The organism is Streptomyces litmocidini (assembly GCF_014649755.1).
GTDB classification, from domain to species: Bacteria; Actinomycetota; Actinomycetes; order Streptomycetales; family Streptomycetaceae; genus Streptomyces; species Streptomyces litmocidini.
Genome location: NZ_BMTQ01000018.1, coordinates 57,293 through 73,414, shown reverse-complemented (window position 1 = coordinate 73,414; position 16,122 = coordinate 57,293). Strand labels below are relative to the sequence as shown.

The 16,122-nt window shown below is 72.7% G+C and carries 17 protein-coding genes; 5 read left to right on the top strand and 12 right to left on the bottom strand.

Going from position 1 to position 16,122, the window contains the following annotated elements:
- Positions 1-96: 96 nt before the first annotated feature.
- The 4 genes from IE180_RS30040 (at position 97) to IE180_RS30025 (ending at position 4,466) form a co-directional block, all read left to right on the top strand.
- The gene (locus IE180_RS30040) at positions 97-753 is read left to right on the top strand and encodes a hypothetical protein (RefSeq protein ID WP_190160108.1); all 657 of its coding nucleotides are present in this window, start codon (positions 97-99) and stop codon (positions 751-753) included.
- A complete protein-coding gene (locus IE180_RS30035) occupies positions 740-1,501 on the top strand; it encodes a class F sortase (RefSeq protein WP_190160107.1) in 762 nt (253 codons plus the stop codon). Before IE180_RS30040 ends, IE180_RS30035 begins: the two co-directional genes overlap by 14 nt.
- 476 nt (positions 1,502-1,977) lie before the next feature.
- On the top strand, positions 1,978-3,369 hold the full coding sequence (locus IE180_RS30030) for an aldehyde dehydrogenase family protein (protein WP_190160106.1): 1,392 nt from the start codon (positions 1,978-1,980) through the stop codon (positions 3,367-3,369).
- Positions 3,370-3,386: 17 nt separating this feature from the next.
- Positions 3,387-4,466, top strand: a complete 1,080-nt coding sequence (locus IE180_RS30025; RefSeq protein ID WP_190160105.1) for a Zn-dependent alcohol dehydrogenase — start codon at positions 3,387-3,389, stop codon at positions 4,464-4,466.
- A gap of 53 nt (positions 4,467-4,519) precedes the next feature.
- Here IE180_RS30025 and IE180_RS30020 read toward each other — a convergent pair whose 3' ends face one another.
- The 10 genes from IE180_RS30020 to IE180_RS29975 form a co-directional block, all read right to left on the bottom strand.
- Positions 4,520-5,446, bottom strand: a complete 927-nt coding sequence (locus IE180_RS30020) for a PDR/VanB family oxidoreductase (RefSeq protein ID WP_190160104.1) — start codon at positions 5,444-5,446, stop codon at positions 4,520-4,522.
- A gap of 4 nt (positions 5,447-5,450) precedes the next feature.
- Positions 5,451-6,902, bottom strand: coding sequence for a purine-cytosine permease family protein (locus tag IE180_RS30015; protein ID WP_190160103.1), 1,452 nt, complete (start codon positions 6,900-6,902; stop codon positions 5,451-5,453).
- Complete coding sequence (locus IE180_RS30010; RefSeq protein ID WP_190160102.1) at positions 6,899-7,210, bottom strand: Rieske (2Fe-2S) protein; 312 nt, start codon at positions 7,208-7,210, stop codon at positions 6,899-6,901. The genes IE180_RS30015 and IE180_RS30010 overlap by 4 nt, the downstream gene beginning before the upstream one ends.
- A complete protein-coding gene (locus tag IE180_RS30005; RefSeq protein ID WP_190160101.1) occupies positions 7,207-8,091 on the bottom strand; it encodes an iron-containing redox enzyme family protein in 885 nt (294 codons plus the stop codon). Before IE180_RS30005 ends, IE180_RS30010 begins: the two co-directional genes overlap by 4 nt.
- Positions 8,088-8,894, bottom strand: a complete 807-nt coding sequence (locus tag IE180_RS30000; RefSeq protein WP_190160100.1) for a dihydrodipicolinate synthase family protein — start codon at positions 8,892-8,894, stop codon at positions 8,088-8,090. Before IE180_RS30000 ends, IE180_RS30005 begins: the two co-directional genes overlap by 4 nt.
- Positions 8,895-8,917: 23 nt before the next feature.
- The gene (locus IE180_RS29995; RefSeq protein WP_190160099.1) at positions 8,918-9,454 is read right to left on the bottom strand and encodes a DUF6190 family protein; all 537 of its coding nucleotides are present in this window, start codon (positions 9,452-9,454) and stop codon (positions 8,918-8,920) included.
- A complete protein-coding gene (locus IE180_RS29990) occupies positions 9,444-10,622 on the bottom strand; it encodes a pyridoxal phosphate-dependent aminotransferase (protein ID WP_190160098.1) in 1,179 nt (392 codons plus the stop codon). The genes IE180_RS29995 and IE180_RS29990 overlap by 11 nt, the downstream gene beginning before the upstream one ends.
- A gap of 218 nt (positions 10,623-10,840) precedes the next feature.
- The gene (locus IE180_RS29985; RefSeq protein WP_190160097.1) at positions 10,841-11,542 is read right to left on the bottom strand and encodes a DsbA family oxidoreductase; all 702 of its coding nucleotides are present in this window, start codon (positions 11,540-11,542) and stop codon (positions 10,841-10,843) included.
- A 37-nt stretch (positions 11,543-11,579) separates the two neighbouring features.
- Positions 11,580-12,380, bottom strand: coding sequence for an MBL fold metallo-hydrolase (locus IE180_RS29980; protein ID WP_190160096.1), 801 nt, complete (start codon positions 12,378-12,380; stop codon positions 11,580-11,582).
- Between the two features lie 69 nt (positions 12,381-12,449).
- On the bottom strand, positions 12,450-13,388 hold the full coding sequence (locus IE180_RS29975; protein ID WP_190160095.1) for a DMT family transporter: 939 nt from the start codon (positions 13,386-13,388) through the stop codon (positions 12,450-12,452).
- A gap of 122 nt (positions 13,389-13,510) precedes the next feature.
- Between IE180_RS29975 and IE180_RS29970 the strand changes: the two genes are divergently transcribed.
- Entirely contained in the window at positions 13,511-14,179 is a 669-nt protein-coding gene (locus IE180_RS29970) for a TetR/AcrR family transcriptional regulator (protein ID WP_190160094.1), read from the top strand.
- Here the strand turns inward: IE180_RS29970 and IE180_RS29965 are convergent.
- Positions 14,162-14,860: a TetR family transcriptional regulator gene (locus tag IE180_RS29965; RefSeq protein ID WP_190160093.1), complete on the bottom strand. Its 699-nt coding sequence runs from the start codon at positions 14,858-14,860 to the stop codon at positions 14,162-14,164. The two genes, IE180_RS29970 and IE180_RS29965, sit on opposite strands and share 18 nt — an antisense overlap.
- Positions 14,861-15,074: 214 nt before the next feature.
- Entirely contained in the window at positions 15,075-15,986 is a 912-nt protein-coding gene (locus IE180_RS29960) for a DMT family transporter (protein WP_190160092.1), read from the bottom strand.
- Positions 15,987-16,122 lie beyond the last annotated feature (136 nt).

The window sequence follows — 16,122 nt, the reverse complement described above, 5'->3', positions numbered from 1 at the left end:
GCGCGTCGAGTCGCCACCCTCCGTGCCCGGTTTGTGACAGATAGTCGGATTATCGCAGTAAGCGTCCGATGAGTTCACGACTGGAGGACCTCCACCATGACGACACCCCCCACCCGCGCCCTGCTCCGGGCGGCGCTCGCCACCCTGGCGCTCAGCACCGTCACCCTCGGGGGCGCATCGGCGGCCTTCGCGGCGCCCGGTGACAACGGCGACGTCAAGGTCCATCGGGAGAACACCCCTGACAACAGCCAGGCCAACGAGCCGCAGGTCGGGTGCACCTTCAAGTTCTCCGCCTTCAACTTCGTCGGCGTGCCGACCGTCCAGTGGAACATCGTCGCGCAGCCGAGCCGGCCGGGCGACCCCTCGTTCGGGAACGGCAGCATCACCCTCGACGCGACCGGCTACGGGTTCACCGGGCCCGTCAGCGGCGTGCCGAGCGGCATGTACAAGGTCGAGTGGACGTGGGCGAACATGAACGGCGCCCCGAAGTCGAAGGTCTTCCGGGTGCACTGCCCCGACGGCCCCAACAACAACGGCGGCAACAACAACGGCGGCAACGGCAACGGCGGCGGTCACGGCCACGGCAGGCCCCCGCACGGCCCGGTCGGTGCCGGCGGCGGCGGCAGCGCGCAGCTCGCCGCCGAGGACTCCTCCGCCTTCGGCGTCGGGGCGGCCGTCGCCGCCGGCCTCGCCGGTACGGCCGGGCTCGTCCTGATCCGCCGCTCGCGCCGCCGCGCCCATGGCGCCGCGTAGGTCCCGCTTCACCCGCAGGCAACGGCGCCTGCTCCGGCTCGCCAGGACCGCGGTGATGACCGTGGTCCTGGTGACGGGGGGAGTCTGGTGGGCCGGTGACGGGGAACCGGCCGACCCGCCGCTCGCCGCGGCCCCGGCCGCCCACGGCCGGGCCGGGACGGCGGCCGGAGCACCCGCGGCCCTGGACCACGAGCGGACGCCCCGGGCGCTGCCCGGAGCCACGCCCGGGGCCAGGCCCAAGCCGCGTCCCACTCCTTCGTCCGCGCCCCCGCCCGCGCCGATGGCCCGCTCGCGCCCCGTCACCGTCGCCGTCCCGGCCATCACCCTCGAGGCCCCCGTGATCAAGCTCGGCCTCGACGCCGAGGGGAGGCTCGGCACGCCGCCCGTCGACAACCCCCGCGTCGCCGGCTGGTATGCCAAGGGACCCGCTCCCGGCGAGCGCGGAACCGCCGTCGTCGTCGGCCACCGCGACACCCGCACCGGGCCCGCGGTCTTCCTCAACCTCGACTCGCTCAGCGCGGGCAACACCGTGCGGGTCGCCCGCGCCGACGGCAAGGTCGCCGTCTTCACGATCGACCGCGTCCGGACGTACGCCAAGAACGCCTTCCCCGACAAGGAGGTGTACGGAGACACCGGGCGGCCCGAACTGCGGCTGCTCACCTGCGGCGGGACCTTCGACCGGGGCAAGGGCTACGAGGCGAACATCGTCGTCTTCGCCCACCTCACCGAGATCGCCCAGAAGATCTGACCCCGGCGCCCGGCCCCACGCCCCGGACCTGCCGGACCCGCACACGGGCCCACGCCCCGGCCGACGGAATCCAGCCGCTCCGTCGACCGGGGCGCGTGTCGTGCCCGGAGGGGCGCGCCGCCCGCCGTCCGCCCGTCGTCCGCCTCGGACGCCTCGTACGCCTCGGGCCCGACGCGCCCGCCGGCAAGGAGGATTCCGCCAGTTCCGGCGCCGTACGGCTGTCCGGGACCGCCGTGGACAGGGCGCGGCCCGGGACGGCACGATCGAGCGGCGCCCCCGTACGCCGCCGAGGGGGCCGGTACCCGCCGCGGAGCGGGTGCGGGGCGTGCCGCCCGCCGGCTTCGGAGCGTGCCGCCCGGTGAGACCCGGGGCACTCCGGCGGACCCTGGCGCCGGAAAACTAACAGCGCTAGTTTGGGTCGGGACCACGCACGGACCGGGCACGGACCACGCACGGGCGACCTGAGGAGACAGCGGATGAAGGCCCACGACGCGATGTACATCGGCGGGGAGTGGCGCCCCGCCTCCTCCACCGACACCATCCCGGTGCTGAACCCGGCCGACGAGCAGGTCATCGGCCACGTCCCGGCGGGCACCGCCGAGGACGTCGACGCCGCCGTGCGCGCCGCCCGCGCCGCGCTCCCCGGCTGGGCGGCCACCCCGCCCGCCGAGCGCGGAGCCCGGATCGCCGCCCTCCGTGACGTGCTCGCCGCCCGCGCGGAGGAGATCGCCGCGACCGTCACCGCCGAACTCGGGGCCCCGCCGCAGCTCGCCGCCGCCGTCCACGCCGGACTGCCGATCGCCGTCGCCGGCAGCTACGCCGAACTCGCCGCCACCCACCCCTTCGAGGAGAAGGTCGGCAACTCCACCGTCTACGCCGAGCCGGTCGGCGTCGTCGCCGCCATCACCCCCTGGAACTACCCGCTCCACCAGATCGTCGCCAAGGTCGCCCCGGCCCTCGCCGCCGGCTGCACCACCGTCCTCAAGCCCGCCGAGGACACCCCGCTCACCGCGCAGCTCTTCGCGGAGGCCGTCCACGAGGCCGGACTGCCCGCCGGCGTCTTCAACCTGGTCACCGGCCTCGGCCCGGTCGCCGGACAGGCGCTCGCCGAGCACCCCGACGTGGACCTCGTCTCCTTCACCGGCTCCACCGCCGTCGGCCGCCGCATCGGCGCCCTCGCGGGCGGCGCCGTCAAGCGGGTCGCGCTCGAACTCGGCGGCAAGTCCGCGAACGTGATCCTGCCGAGCGCCGACCTCCCCAAGGCCGTCGCCGTCGGCATCGCCAACGTCATGTCCAACTCCGGCCAGACGTGCAGCGCCTGGACCCGGATGCTGATCCCGGCCGACCGGTACGAGGAGGCGGTGGCGCTCGCCGCGGAGGCCGTCGCCAAGTACGTCCCCGGCGAGCGCGTCGGCCCCCTCGTCAACGCCAAGCAGCAGCAGCGGGTCCGCGGCTACATCGAGAAGGGCATCGAGGAGGGCGCCCGGCTCGTCGCCGGCGGCCCCGAGGCCCCGCGCGAGACCGGCTACTACGTCTCCCCGACCGTCTTCGCCGACGTCACCCCCGACATGACCATCGCGCAGGAGGAGATCTTCGGCCCCGTCGTCTCGCTCCTCCGGTACGAGGACGAGGAAGAGGCCCTCGCCCTCGCCAACGGCACCGTCTACGGGCTCGCCGGAGCCGTCTGGGGCGAGCCCGGGGCGGCCGTCGCCTTCGCCCGCCGCATGGACACCGGCCAGGTCGACATCAACGGCGGCCGCTTCAACCCGCTGGCCCCCTTCGGCGGCTACAAGCAGTCCGGCGTCGGCCGGGAGCTCGGCGCGCACGGCCTCGCCGAGTACCTCCAGACCAAGTCCCTGCAGTTCTAGGCATCGAGGAGAGACGCGTGATCCGCGCCGCCGTCCTGCCCGCCGTCGGCTCTCCGCTGGAGATCACCGGCATCGAACTCCCCGAGCCCGGCCCCGGCCGGGTCCGGGTCCGGCTCGCCGCCGCCGGGGTCTGCCACTCCGACCTCTCCCTCTCGAACGGCACCATGCGCGTGCCCGTCCCGGCCGTCCTCGGCCACGAGGGCGCGGGCACCGTCGTCTCCGTCGGCGAGGGAGTCACCCACGTCGCCCCCGGCGACGGCGTCGTCCTCAACTGGGCGCCGTCCTGCGGCAGCTGCCACCCCTGCTCGCTGGGCGAGGTCTGGCTCTGCGCGAACGCCCTGACCGGCGCGGCGAACATCCACGCCCGCACGGAGGACGGCAGGGACCTCCACCCCGGACTCAACGTCGCCGCCTTCGCCGAGGAGACGGTCGTCGCCGCGAACTGCGTCCTGCCCGCCCCGGAAGGGGTGCCGCTCACCGACGCCGCCCTCCTCGGCTGCGCCGTCCTCACCGGCTGGGGCGCCGTCCACCACTCCGCCAGGGTCGGGGAGGGCGAGACCGTCGCCGTCTTCGGCGTCGGCGGGGTGGGTCTCGCCACGCTCCAGGCCGCCCGGATCGCGGGCGCTTCGACCGTCGTCGCCGTGGACGTCTCCCCGGAGAAGGAGGCGCTCGCGCGGGCCGCCGGAGCCACCGAGTACGTCGTCGCCTCCGAGACCACCGCCAAGGACATCCGGAAGCTGACCGGCGGCCAGGGCGTCGACGTGGCCGTCGAGTGCGTCGGCCGGGCCGTCACCATCCGCACCGCCTGGGAGTCCACCCGGCGCGGCGGCCGCACCACGGTCGTCGGCATCGGCGGCAAGGACCAGCAGGTCACCTTCCACGCCCTGGAGATCTTCCACTGGGGCCGCACCCTGGCCGGCTGCGTCTACGGCAACTCGAACCCGGCCGACGACCTGCCGGTGCTCGCCGAGCACATCCGGGCGGGCCGGTTCGACCTCGGCGCCCTCGTCACCGAGCGGATCACCCTGGAGGGCATCCCGGGCGCCTTCGAGAACATGCTCGCGGGCAAGGGCGGCCGGGCCCTGGTCGTCTTCTGACCCCGACGAGCGGAAGCCCGTACCGGCGAACGCGCCGGTACGGGCCCCGGTCCTCAGAGGTCGAGCACGAGACGGCCGCCGCGCGAGCGCCCCACGCAGATCATCATCGTCGTGCCCGAGGCCTTCTCGTCCTCGCCGAGGACGGAGTCGTGGTGCTCGGGAGTCCCGGCCAGCACCTTCGTCTCACAGGTGCCGCACCAGCCCTCCTCACAGGAGTACGCCACACCCGGCACCACCTCGCGCACGGTGTCGAGCAGGGTCCGCCCGGCCTCCACGCGCAGGATCCGCCCGGTCCGCCGCAGCTCGACCTCGAACCCGCCCTCGCCGGAGGGCCCCTCCACCGGCGCCGCACCGAACCGCTCCGTGTGCAGCGGCCCCGCCCACCGCTCCTCCACCGCCCGCAGCAGCCCCTCGGGTCCGCAGCAGTACACGGCCGTGTCCGCCGGCAGCCCGGCCAGGACGGCGTCCAGGTCGGGCAGCCCCGCCGTGTCCTGCGGGACGAGCGTGACGCCCGGGAGCCCGGCGAGCTCCTCGCGGTACGCCATGGACCCCAGGCTCCGGCCGCCGTACAGCAGGGACCACGAGCCCGGCGGCAGGGAGCGGATCATCGGCAGCAGGGGGGTGATGCCGATGCCGCCCGCGACGAACAGGTACCGCTCGGCGGGCACCAGCGGGAAGCGGTTGAACGGGCCCCGGATCCCGAGGACCGTGCCCTCGTCGACGGCGGTGTGGATCTCCTCGGAGCCGCCCCGGCCCGCTGCTTCGCGCAGCACCCCGAGCCGGTACGTGCTCCGGTCCGCCGGGTCGCCGCAGAGCGAGTAGTGCCGGATCGTGCCGGACGGCAGCGTCACCTCCAGGTGCGCACCGGGCTCCCAGGGCGCCAGGTCGGCGCCCGTCGGATCGGCGAGCAGCAGCCCGCGGACCCCCTCGGCCTCCCGGACGACCGACCGGACGACCAGCCGGTCCGTGAGCGTGGTCATGGCATCACCTCGCACCTCGTGACGGCGGCAGCAGCGGCTCCGGCCACACCCGGCACACCACCCCGTACAGCACGGCGGCGACCAGGAAGGAGGCGGGCAGGCTCAGGTCCACCCCGCCCGTGAGGCCGGTCAAGGGGCCGGTGTACAGCGGGTTGTTGACCCAGAGGACCCCGACGAAGGCGCCGGCCGCGAAGGCCGTGGCGGCCCGCGGGTTGACCCCGCCCGCGTACCAGTACCGTCCGCCGCCGCCCGTGGTGAACGTCCGCAGCGCCTCCGCGTCGTACCGGCCCCGGTGGAGCACGTACCCGACGGAGAGCACGGCCGCCCACGGGGCCACGACCGTGAGGAGCAGCGTCACGAACGCCGACATGGCGTCCATCGCGTCGTACACCACCGCCCCGAGGTACAGCACGGCCGCCGCGAGCAGCGCGACCACCGTGGTCACGGCGGCCCGCGAGGAGCGCCAGAACACCGAGTTGGCGGAGAGCCCGGCCGCGTACAGGCACAGCCCGGCCTGCGGCAGGGTGCCCGCGAAGCCGAAGACCACCACGGCCACCGCGAACCAGCCCGGCACGGCGTCCGTCAGGCCCTGCAGCCACGGCTCGTCGGGCACGGGGAAGAGCGTCGTCACGTACGCGCCGGTGAGCAGGGCCGCGAGGCTGCTGAGGAACATCGAGACGCCGCTCGCCCGCACCACCCGGCCGGTGGGGGTGGTGGCCGGCATGTAGCGGGTGTAGTCGCCCTGGAACGTGGCGTACGACAGGGGCACGGTCGCGGACGCGGTCGCCGCGAGCAGCCAGGTGTGCAGGGTGCTGTCGAGCGCCAGGGGCCCGCCGGCGTACCCCGCGTCGAACTTCGGCGCGAGCACGAGGGCGGTGCCGAGCAGGACCGCCCCGCCGGTGACCGCCGTGATCCGGTACGTCCGGACCAGCGTCTCGTGCCCGCGCACGGCGACCAGCGCGACCGCCGCCGCCGTCACGAACATCGCGACGGTCAGCGCGCCCGGACCCGTCGGCGTGGAGAACAGCCGGTGGCCCGCGACCATGACGGCCGTGCCGCCCGTCCACACCGCGATCGCGAAGAAGCCGAGCGCCGTCACCACCGTGATGACGTTGCCGACGACCCTGCCCCGCACCCCGAAGTGCGCTCCGCTCGACACCGGATCGTTGGTGCCGGTGCGGACGCCGAACCGGGCGAGCGGCGCGAGCAGAGCCGTCCCGACGGCGACGCCCGCCGCGATCGCGCTCGCCGAGGCCCACCAGCCGAGACCGAAGACCACGGGCAGCGCGCCGAGCACCACCGTGCCGAACGAGAACTGCGCGGAGGGCCAGATCCAGCCGAAGTCGCCCGGCGTCGAGGTGCGCTCCGCCTCGGGCACCGGGGCGATGCCGTCGTGGTCGACCGCCGCACGGGGCGGCGCCGCGGTGGACGCCGCCCCGGTCGGTGTGGTGGTCATGAGGCGCCCCCGGCGGGATCCTCGGGACGGCCCTGGCCGGGCAGCACGTCGACCACCCGGAGGGCGGCGCAGGCCGCCCCCGAGGTGCGCTCGCCGCTGGTCAGGTCGAAGGTCGTGTGGTGCAGGGGGCAGGTGATCCGCAGCCTGTCCCCGTCGACCCTGCCGTACTTGAGCCGGCCCCCGCGGTGGGGGCAGACGGCGGCCGCGAGGACCTTGCGGCCGCCGACCTCGACCAGGACCAGGTCCTCGGTCACCTGGCGGACGGTGGGCTCGCCGGAGCCCTGCCGCCCGGCGGGCACGGCCGTCATGCGACGGTCTCCCGCGCCAGCGCGATCGCCGCTTCCTGGGCCTCGCCGACGATGTCGGAGGCCAGCCGCGCCCCCGCCCAGATCTTCGCGAAGTCCGGCTCGTCGAGCGCGCGGATCGCCGTACGCATGTGATTGCTGTGGTACGAGTCGATGTACAGGTGCTCGGTGTAGTAGGCGTCGTGGACGATCCCGAGCCGCTTCGCCGCCCGGGCGAAGCTCTGGAAGGCGTACAGGACGCTGGTCTCGAAGTAGGCGTACGCCCCCAGGAAGTACTGGGGGGACGACGCCCGGCTCGCCAGCCAGTGGAACATGTTGACGTACGCGTAGCACTCCGGGGTCGTCTCGTCGAGGTAGTCGTCGAGCTCCAGGCTCATCCCCAGCTCGGTGAGCAGGTCCCGGTAGAGCTGGGAGTGCGCCTTCTCCTCGTTGCCGCAGCCGAGTTCGTCGATGAGGACGCGGAAGACCGCCATCGCCGAGCGGTACGGCAGCCGGGGGACGACCGGGAGCAGCGACTCGGACTCGGTGAGCCCGTCGAGCGCGAACTGCCGCACGATCACCTTGAACTGGTCGAGCGTCGCGTGCTCGGCGAGGAAGGTCGCGCTCTCCGGGAGCGCGGCCTCCTCCTCGGCGAGGAACTCCTTGAGCGCCTGGAGCAGTTCGCCGGCCGAGCCGAAGCGGGGGGCGGAGGCCTCGTAGGCCCGCGCCTTCGGCAGGATCCACCGCTCCTCGATCGCGGTCATCGAGCCGTAGTCGCCGAGGTTGGGCACCCGCCGGTAGAGGGAGTGGAGTTCGCGCTGGGAGGTCGCGGCCGGGGCCGCGATCGAGTGCGCGGCCACGGGCACGGGGGATTCGGCGGTGGGGGAGGCGGGGGTGGTGCTCATGCCGCCTTCGCCTCCTCGTGCGTGGTGGGGGAGGAGATCACGCCGCGGGCGTGCAGCTCCTTCTTCACCCACCGGTACCAGTCGTCGCGGAAGACGCCGTACTTCTCGCAGACGGTGTTGATCTCCGCCTGGCGGTCCGGGGTCGGGTCGACCAGCATGGCGTTGCACAGTCCGGGTTCGAGGTTGGCCAGCGGGCCGATGAAACCCTGGATGCCGCGGGCGTCGACGAGGAGGTTCTCCCAGCCCTCGAAGACCGGGATGCCGGTGCCGGCCTCGGTCATCCTGCGGGTGAAGGCGGCGTCGCCGCTGGACTCCTTGATGCCGACGATCCCGGGGATCTCCTTGCAGATCGTGATCAGGGTCTCGAACTCGATCCGGTTGCCCGACAGCGCCTCCTCGTTGTAGAGGAAGATCGGTATGTCGAGGGCCGCGCGGATCGCCCGGTAGTGCTCGACGATCTGGTCCTGCGTCACGTCGGCGCCGAACGGCGTGGTGACGACGACGGCGTCGGCGCCGATCTCGGCGGCGGTGCGGGCCCGGTCGATCACCGAGGCGGTGTCGGGGAGCTGGATCCCGGCGAGCACGGGGAGGCCGTCGGCGTGCTTGACGGTGTACGTGACGACGTCCTGCCACTGCCGGGCGTCGAGCTTCCAGCCCTCGCCGGAGGTCAGGGCCGGCATGAGGCCCGTGACCTCGGCCCGGATGTGGTCCAGGAGCCGGACGACGCTCTGCTCGTCGACGGTGCCGTGCTCGTCGAGGGGGGTGATCAACGGGACGACGGTCCCGGAGTAGGTGTCAGGCATGAGTGCGGTGCCCTTCGAGATCTTCAGAGGGTGTCGGAGTCGACCGTCAGCACCAGCGAGCGCCGGTAGAGGTCCTCCAGGTACGTGGGGAACGAGGCCTCCTCGGCGGCGCCGACCGGCACGACGGGCAGGTCGGTCCGTCCGGTCAGCCGGGGGCTCGCCGTGTGCAGCGTGCCGCCCCGGCCGATGACCTGCGCGAGGAGCAGGCGCTCGTGCGTGGGCAGGCCCTCGAGCGCGGGGGTGGTGAAGGCCCGCCGCAGGTCGTCCTCGTCGTACGGGACGCGGTCGATGGCCAGGTCGGTGTGGAGGACGTCCATGAACGGGTAGTACTCGTCCTGGACCTTCCGCTCGTAGCCCCACACCAGGTCGTCGCAGCGGCCGACCTGCTCCCAGTTCATCAGGACCCGGCCGGCGTCCCCGGCGGCCAGCCGGCCGACGAAGAAGGCCTTGGCGCCGGCGCGGACGGCGGCGTCCTCGCTGTGCATGCCCATGAAGAGGGTGGCGTCGATGAACACCGCGGGGGCGTGGTCGGTCGCCTCGGGGGTGGTGTCAGGCCGCATAGCGCTCGAGCACCTTCCGCATCCGCTCCATCGCGCCGGCGAACACCTCGGGCTCGCGGGCCAGGGCCAGGCGGATGAAGCGCTCGCCCTTCTCCTTGGTGTTCCAGTAGAAGAAGGTGCCCGGCAGGACGTACACCTCCTCGTCGAAGAGGACGGCCTGCAGCTGGGTGGCGGTCAGGTGCTCCGGCTTGATGCGGAACCAGGCGACGCTGGTGCCGACGACCGGCTCCTGGAACTCCAGGATGGTGCCGTCGAGGGCGGCGCGGGCGGCGTCGCCGTTGGTCTTGATGATGTCGCGGACCGAGGCGAAGCCGTCCTCGATGGAGTCCTCGATGTACTGCGTGACCATGTTGAGGACGAACGGCGAGACGTTCAGCAGGACGCTGGTGTGGAGGTTGTAGACCTCCTCCTGGATGTCCCGGCTGGCGGTGATCATGGCGCACTTGGCGTCCTGGATCGGCCAGGTCTTGCCGGTGTCCTCCATGACCATGTAGGTGACGCCGGACTCCTCCAGGAGCTTGTAGATGTCGACGCGGCCGATGCCCTCGTCGCACAGCGCGAAGGAGGCGAAGCAGAAGTCCATCACCAGGACCTTGTCGTGGTCCACGCAGTAGCGGACGACCTCGCGGAAGCCCTCCAGCTTCTCGGCGAGCAGGGTGAAGCCCGTGGGGTTGTTGGGGTCGACCAGGTAGATGGCGTCGGCGTCGATCGACTCGACCAGGCGCTCGTAGATGGCGTCCTTGTCGTGCAGCACCGACTCGTCGACCGGCCCGAGCGGCACCTGCATGTTGCGCAGCAGGTCGACCAGGTTGTCGAAGCAGGGCTCCACCAGCTGCACCGACATCCCGCGCTGCTTGAGGAACATGCCGGCGACCATGGTGGAGACGCTGGCGGAGTACGAGAGGAGCGTGCGGTCCATCGCCCGGGCGGTGGGCTGCTGGTGCAGGCGGAAGAAGGCGTCGACGAACTGGCGCTCGAAGTGCGCCTGCTGCTTCGTCTCCGACTCGTGCCAGAGCTCGGGGAGCCGCGAGACGATCCGCTCCTGGGAGGCGGACTGGCGCTGGTGCGTGTGGGCGTCGGCCAGGTTGAAGCGGGTCTTCAGGGCCTCGATCTCGTGCTGGGTGAGGTCGACGAAGGTGCTGACGTCTGCCTTGTCGGTCAACGACATGAGAACTCCTGCTGTCGATACGAAACCCGTCCGGAATTCCGGCGGCGTGAATGACTGTAGGAGCTTCGAGCGGCCTTGCGAATAACGGACGGGTCACGCAATTAATAATCACCGCGATGTTCTGCCGGAGGAAAAAAGGAACGACGGCCAGGCATTCCGTGAAAGGGAATGCCTGGCCGTCGTTCTCTTTTTCGGCCGCCGGCGGCGGCTTTCTCCGACTACTCCGTGGCGGCCCGCAGCAGGATGTCCTCGTACACCTTCGGGTCGTCCGAGGCGATCACCGGCCAGCCGATGCCGTACGCGCCCTCCCAGCCCACGTCGATGCCGGGGTTGGCGTGGTCGGAGCCGTCGGGGAGGAACAGGTGGGGGCTGCAGTTCACGCGGTCGCTCTTGGACAGGGCGGCCTGGTCGGCGAGGGCCCGGCGGGCCCGCCCGTCGTCCAGCGCCTCGGTGAGGGCGTCGACGTCGACGGCACCCGTCTCCGCGGCCACGTCCAGGATCACCTTGCGGTGGCTGATGCAGCGCGACTCGGCCCAGAAGGCCCGGCGGAGCCCGAGGTCGAGCTGCTCCGAGGCGTTCAGGCTCTGCTCCTTCGCGGCGAGCACCGCCTCCAGGGCGGGCAGCGTCGTCGAGGGGTACAGCCAGTCCTTGGCCTGCCACAGCTGCCAGCCGGCGGCCGGCTCCAGGCTGGCCATCCGGGCGACCTCGCTGTCCGTGCCGGGGCGCGGGCTCGGGGCGTCGTTCAGCAGCTCCAGCGGGAAGGCGCGCAGGTCGAAGGAGACCTGCTCCTCCAGGCCGAGGCGGGCCCGGGTGGCGTGCAGCCGGTGGATGGCGATGTGCGCGAAGGAACACCAGATGTCGGAGAAGACGGTGACGACTCCGCGCGGCGGGGTCAGATCGGCGGTGGTCGGGTCGGACATGGTTCTCCTCTGTTCAGGTGCGCGGGCGGAGCGGTGCTCAGCCGGCGCTGGACTCGTGGGCGTCGAGCGCCGCCTCGAGGTCGAGGTCGGCGTCCGGCAGCCAGGCGGGCAGGGACGGGATGCGGGCCATCGCCTCGAAGAGCCGGGGCACGGCGCTCTCCTCGACGGTCGGCCCGTGGGCACTGAGCAGCCGCGCGGGACGCAGGGCGGCCAGCTCGCGCACCGGCCGCAGGAACTTCGCCTCGTCGACCAGCGCGGTCCACGGGGCTATTGCACGGTTCAGCACTTCGAAGCCGTGGAAGAATTCTTCCTCGGAAAGGTCGGTGAAGTCCTGGCGAATTTCTTCGACGACGGTGCCGAAGCTGTCGGAGCTGTAGAGCGTTCCATCGGAGTGGTCGAACACGGCGAGGGTTCCGGGTGAATCGAAGGTGGGCGGCCGGTGAAAGCTCAGCTCACGGTCTCCGACTTTCACGCGACTTCCCGGGTTCGCAGTGACTACCCGTTCCTGCGGAATGCTGAACTCCTCCGATATTCGCGTCAGTGATATCGCGTTGGCCAGCACCTTCGCGTGCGGCGCGGCCTCCAGGATCCGGCCGAGCGCGCCGGTGTGGTCGCGGTCGTCGTGGGTGACGACCACCCAGCGCAGGTCGGCCGGGTCGATCAGCGACCAGAGGGAGTCCAGGAAGCCCTCCCGGTCGACGGGCATGCCGGTGTCCACGAGGAGCGGCTGTCCGGACCGTACGAGGAAGGCGTTCACCGGCTGGTCGCCGAGGCCGGGGATGGGCAGGGCCGAGGGGAGGACGTGGATGTCCGGCCCGGCGGTGTAGGACGTTCTCACGATTCACCTTTCATGGCGCACCGAGCGGGCCGGGGGCCCCGGGCGGGTGCCCGGGGGCGCCGGCCTCGGTCAGACGAGCTGGATGGTCAGGGAGCCGGCGATCAGCAGGGCGAGGCCCAGGGCGCGCGGCTTGGTCAGGGAGCGCTGCGGGAGCTTGAACAGGCCCTTGTGGTCGATCAGGGCGGAGGTCAGCTGCTGTCCCGTCACGGTGAGGGCGATGGTCACGGCCGCGCCGATGGTGGGGATGAGCAGGAAGGTGCCGGTGACGTACGCGGCGGCGCAGGCGCCACCGAGCCAGCCCCACCAGGGCATCTTCTTCAGCGGGGCGATCTTGGGCTTCGGGGTCTTCCGGGTCGCGTAGAGCACGAGCAGGACGACGGCGATGGTGAAGGTCGCCACGGCGAAGCTGATCACGGCGACGGTGATGGGCTCCTTCAGCTGGGCGCGCAGCTGGGCGTTGACCGCGCCCTGGATCGGCAGGACGCCGCCGGCGACGATGCCGAGGACGAGCCAGCCGACGCGGCCGGCGCTCGACATCTTGGGGGCGCCGGGAGGGGCCGCGGCCTTCATGCCCCGGATGATCACGACGATGCCCGCGAGGACGGCGAGGGCGCCGAGGACGATGCCGACGCTCAGGTCCTTCTGCTTCAGGCCGAGGAGGCCGAAGAGGTCGAGGGCGAGCGAGGCGAACATCTGGCCGGTGACGAAGAGTCCGACGGCGGCGAGGGCGCCGAGCCGTGGGAACAGCAGGATGCCGCTGGTGATGTAGAGGGGGCTGGCGAGTCCGCCGAGCAGCTGCCACCACTCCACGTCGGGCAGCTTGCCGAGCGCGCCGAGCGCGCCGGCCGCCACCGCGAGCACGACGAGCAGCGTGGTCGCGACGCCGAGCTGGATGGTCGAAGCGCCGTACGGGGTGCCGACGGCCGAGTTGAGCTGGAGGTTCACCGAGGCCTGGACGGCCAGGAGGCAGCCGACCAGCAGGGCCGCGGCGAGGAGCGCGGTGTGCATCTGGATCTCCCTGGGGCGGGATGGCGAGCGGATAAGTGGACACTGAGTCCGTTTAGCATGCCATGCAACATGGCAAACGGACAAGGTGTCCACTTAGTCCCAGGGGAAGTAAGGTCTGGTCCATGAGCGAGGAAGAGCAGCGAGGTCGTGGAGCGTCCTCCGTGCACCGGGTCGGCGGGCTCCTCGGTGACCTCCAGGCGGCGGACGAGCAGCCGGTCGCCCCGCGCCGGCGCGCGGACGCGGAGCGCAACCGCGCCCAGATCCTGGCGGCGGCCGAGCAGCTCTTCGCCGAACAGGACCCGCGATCGGTCACCATGGACCGGATCGCCAAGGCGGCGGGCGTCGGCCGCGCCACGTTGTACCGCAGCTTCCCCGATCCGTCCTCGGTCGCCGTGGCGCTGCTCGACGAGCACGAGCGCCGGCTGCAGGGGCAGCTCATCTACGGGCCGCCGCCGCTCGGACCCGGCGCACCCGCCGGGGAGCGGCTCGCGGCGTTCTACCTGGCGATGCTCGATCTGCTCGAACGGCATCTGCCGCTGGCACTGGGGGCGGAGACCGGGCCCGCGCGCTTCCGGACGGGCGCGTACGGCTTCTGGCGCGTCCACGTGCGCACCCTGCTGGTCGACCACGGGGTCGAGGACCCGGACCCGCTGATCGACATCGCGCTCAGTCCGCTGTCGCCCGAACTCTTCCAGTTCCAGCGGCACCAGCTCGGCCTGCCGACCGAGCGCATCGGACGTTCGCTGACGGTCTTCGCCCGTCGACTGCTGGAGTCAGGAGGGGGTCGCTGACCTGTCCTGCGAGGGTGCCCGCGGCGGCACCCGGACCGTCGGACAGGTTGGGTCGACGAGCCCCGGCAGGATGAGCTCCCAGATGCGGCGGAGCCGCTCCTCGGCCGGATCGTGCAGGGCGCCGCTCTCCGCGGGCCAGAACTCGTCGGCCGGGGCGCTCGGACGGCGCATCTCCAGCTCGACCCCGGTGATCACGTAGCCGATCAGCGCCGCGACCGCCGTCGCGTCCACGCCCGGCCGCAGGGCCTTCTCCGCCGCCGCGTACCGCGCGAGCCGGCCCACCTCGCGCCGCCAGGGGCATTCCTGCCCGGGGCCCGGGTCGGCCGCCTGCAGCTCGCGGGCGAGGCGCTCCCCGGCCCGCGCCACGGGATCGGTCTCGAAGAGCCGGATGAGGGCGTGGGTGGTGATCACCAGCTTGTCGATCGCGGTGCCGCCCACTCCCTCCATGGATAAGCAGGCCGACTCGACCGTGATCCGGGTGACCGCGCGGGCCCGCCCGCGCACCGCGGTCGCCAGATCCGCCTTGGTCGCGAAATGGAAGACCAGGGCGCCTGTGGTCAGCCGGGCCTCGCCGGCGATCCGGGCGAGGGACGCCCGTTCGTACCCCACCCTGTCGAACACCCGCGCGGCCGACGACAGGATCTCCTGTCTCGTCCGCTCCGCCCGCTGCTGAATCGCCATGAGCTCCCCCGTGGGCTTGCGAGAAGGTGCCGGAGCGTTATGTTCCGGCCTACGCCTGTGACCGCCTCGAAACTATCCGGCCGGGGAGCGGCGAAACGTGGCTTCTCCGCCGCCCGGCCGGAACTGGGACTTGACGCACGCCTTCCTCCCAGGTCGCGGGCGCCCGCCTCCCGCGGACCGCCCGCGAACTGGCCGGAATCGGTGGTATGGCCTGTCAGGTGGATTCGGCCGCTCCGGCGGCCACGGCGGTCCGCGCCCGGGAACGGGATACGGCCACGCCCGCGAGGCACAGCGCGCCCCCGGCGAGCGTGAGCGGACCCGGCAGCTCGCCCAGGAACACCCACGCCAGGACCACGACCAGCGCGGGCACCGCGTACGTCGTCGCGCCCATCCGGCCCGCGGTCGTACGGGCGAGGGCGTAGGCCCAGGTCGTGAACGCGAGCGCGGTCGGGAACACCCCCAGGTAGACCATGTTCAGGGTCGCCGACAGCGGGGCCCGGCCCGCCTCCTCGACCAGCTGCCCGGCGAAGGGCAGACAGGCCGCCGCCCCCACCAGGCACCCGAAGGCCGTCACCTGGAGCGCGCTGCCGTGCGCGAGCGCCGGCTTCTGGGCCACGACCCCGCCCGCGTACGCCATCGCCGCGAGCAGGCAGAGGACCACCCCGAGCGCGGAGGCGTGCCCGCCGGAGCCGCCGGACATCGACAGGCCGACGGTCACCGCCCCCGCGAAGGAGACCGCCATGCCCGCCAGCAGCCGGGGCGGCAGCGACTCCTTGAGGAACCGCGCGCCGAGCAGGGCGATGAGGACCGGTCCCATGTTGACCACCATCGCCGCCGTGCCCGCGTCGACCTCCTGCTCGCCCCAGTTCAGGACCACCATGTAGACCCCGAACCAGAGCAGCCCCGAGGTGGCGATCCCCGGCCAGGCGGCCCGCGGCGGCAACCCCTCCCGTCGCACCAGGAGCACGGCACCGAGGACCAGCGCCCCGGCGAGCAGTCGGCCGAGCGCGAGCGCGCCGGGGGAGTAGGCCGCCCCGGCGCTGCGGATGGAGACGAAGGCGGAGGCCCACAGGACCACGGTGACACCGGCGGCGGCGAGCGCGAGCCGGGAGGATTGCTTCTGCATGCCCCGACGGTAGGCGGCGGACCGTTCGGCGCTCACCGCAATATCGAGCGGGGCGGTACGGGAGGGGCCCGGGCCCCTCCCGGCCGGCCGGGACGGGACTCGTCCGGGCAGGCCCGGCTGGGCGTCTCCGCCCGGT

Coding starts and splice junctions, on each gene's coding strand:
- IE180_RS30040 (WP_190160108.1), top strand. CDS start 97: ATGACGACACCCCCCACCCGCGCCCTGCTCCGGGCGGCGCTCGCCACC.
- IE180_RS30035 (WP_190160107.1), top strand. CDS start 740: ATGGCGCCGCGTAGGTCCCGCTTCACCCGCAGGCAACGGCGCCTGCTC.
- IE180_RS30030 (WP_190160106.1), top strand. CDS start 1,978: ATGAAGGCCCACGACGCGATGTACATCGGCGGGGAGTGGCGCCCCGCC.
- IE180_RS30020 (WP_190160104.1), bottom strand. CDS start 5,446: ATGACCACGCTCACGGACCGGCTGGTCGTCCGGTCGGTCGTCCGGGAG.
- IE180_RS30015 (WP_190160103.1), bottom strand. CDS start 6,902: ATGACCACCACACCGACCGGGGCGGCGTCCACCGCGGCGCCGCCCCGT.
- IE180_RS30010 (WP_190160102.1), bottom strand. CDS start 7,210: ATGACGGCCGTGCCCGCCGGGCGGCAGGGCTCCGGCGAGCCCACCGTC.
- IE180_RS30005 (WP_190160101.1), bottom strand. CDS start 8,091: ATGAGCACCACCCCCGCCTCCCCCACCGCCGAATCCCCCGTGCCCGTG.
- IE180_RS30000 (WP_190160100.1), bottom strand. CDS start 8,894: ATGCCTGACACCTACTCCGGGACCGTCGTCCCGTTGATCACCCCCCTC.
- IE180_RS29995 (WP_190160099.1), bottom strand. CDS start 9,454: ATGCGGCCTGACACCACCCCCGAGGCGACCGACCACGCCCCCGCGGTG.
- IE180_RS29990 (WP_190160098.1), bottom strand. CDS start 10,622: ATGTCGTTGACCGACAAGGCAGACGTCAGCACCTTCGTCGACCTCACC.
- IE180_RS29985 (WP_190160097.1), bottom strand. CDS start 11,542: ATGTCCGACCCGACCACCGCCGATCTGACCCCGCCGCGCGGAGTCGTC.
- IE180_RS29975 (WP_190160095.1), bottom strand. CDS start 13,388: ATGCACACCGCGCTCCTCGCCGCGGCCCTGCTGGTCGGCTGCCTCCTG.
- IE180_RS29970 (WP_190160094.1), top strand. CDS start 13,511: ATGAGCGAGGAAGAGCAGCGAGGTCGTGGAGCGTCCTCCGTGCACCGG.
- IE180_RS29965 (WP_190160093.1), bottom strand. CDS start 14,860: ATGGCGATTCAGCAGCGGGCGGAGCGGACGAGACAGGAGATCCTGTCG.
- IE180_RS29960 (WP_190160092.1), bottom strand. CDS start 15,986: ATGCAGAAGCAATCCTCCCGGCTCGCGCTCGCCGCCGCCGGTGTCACC.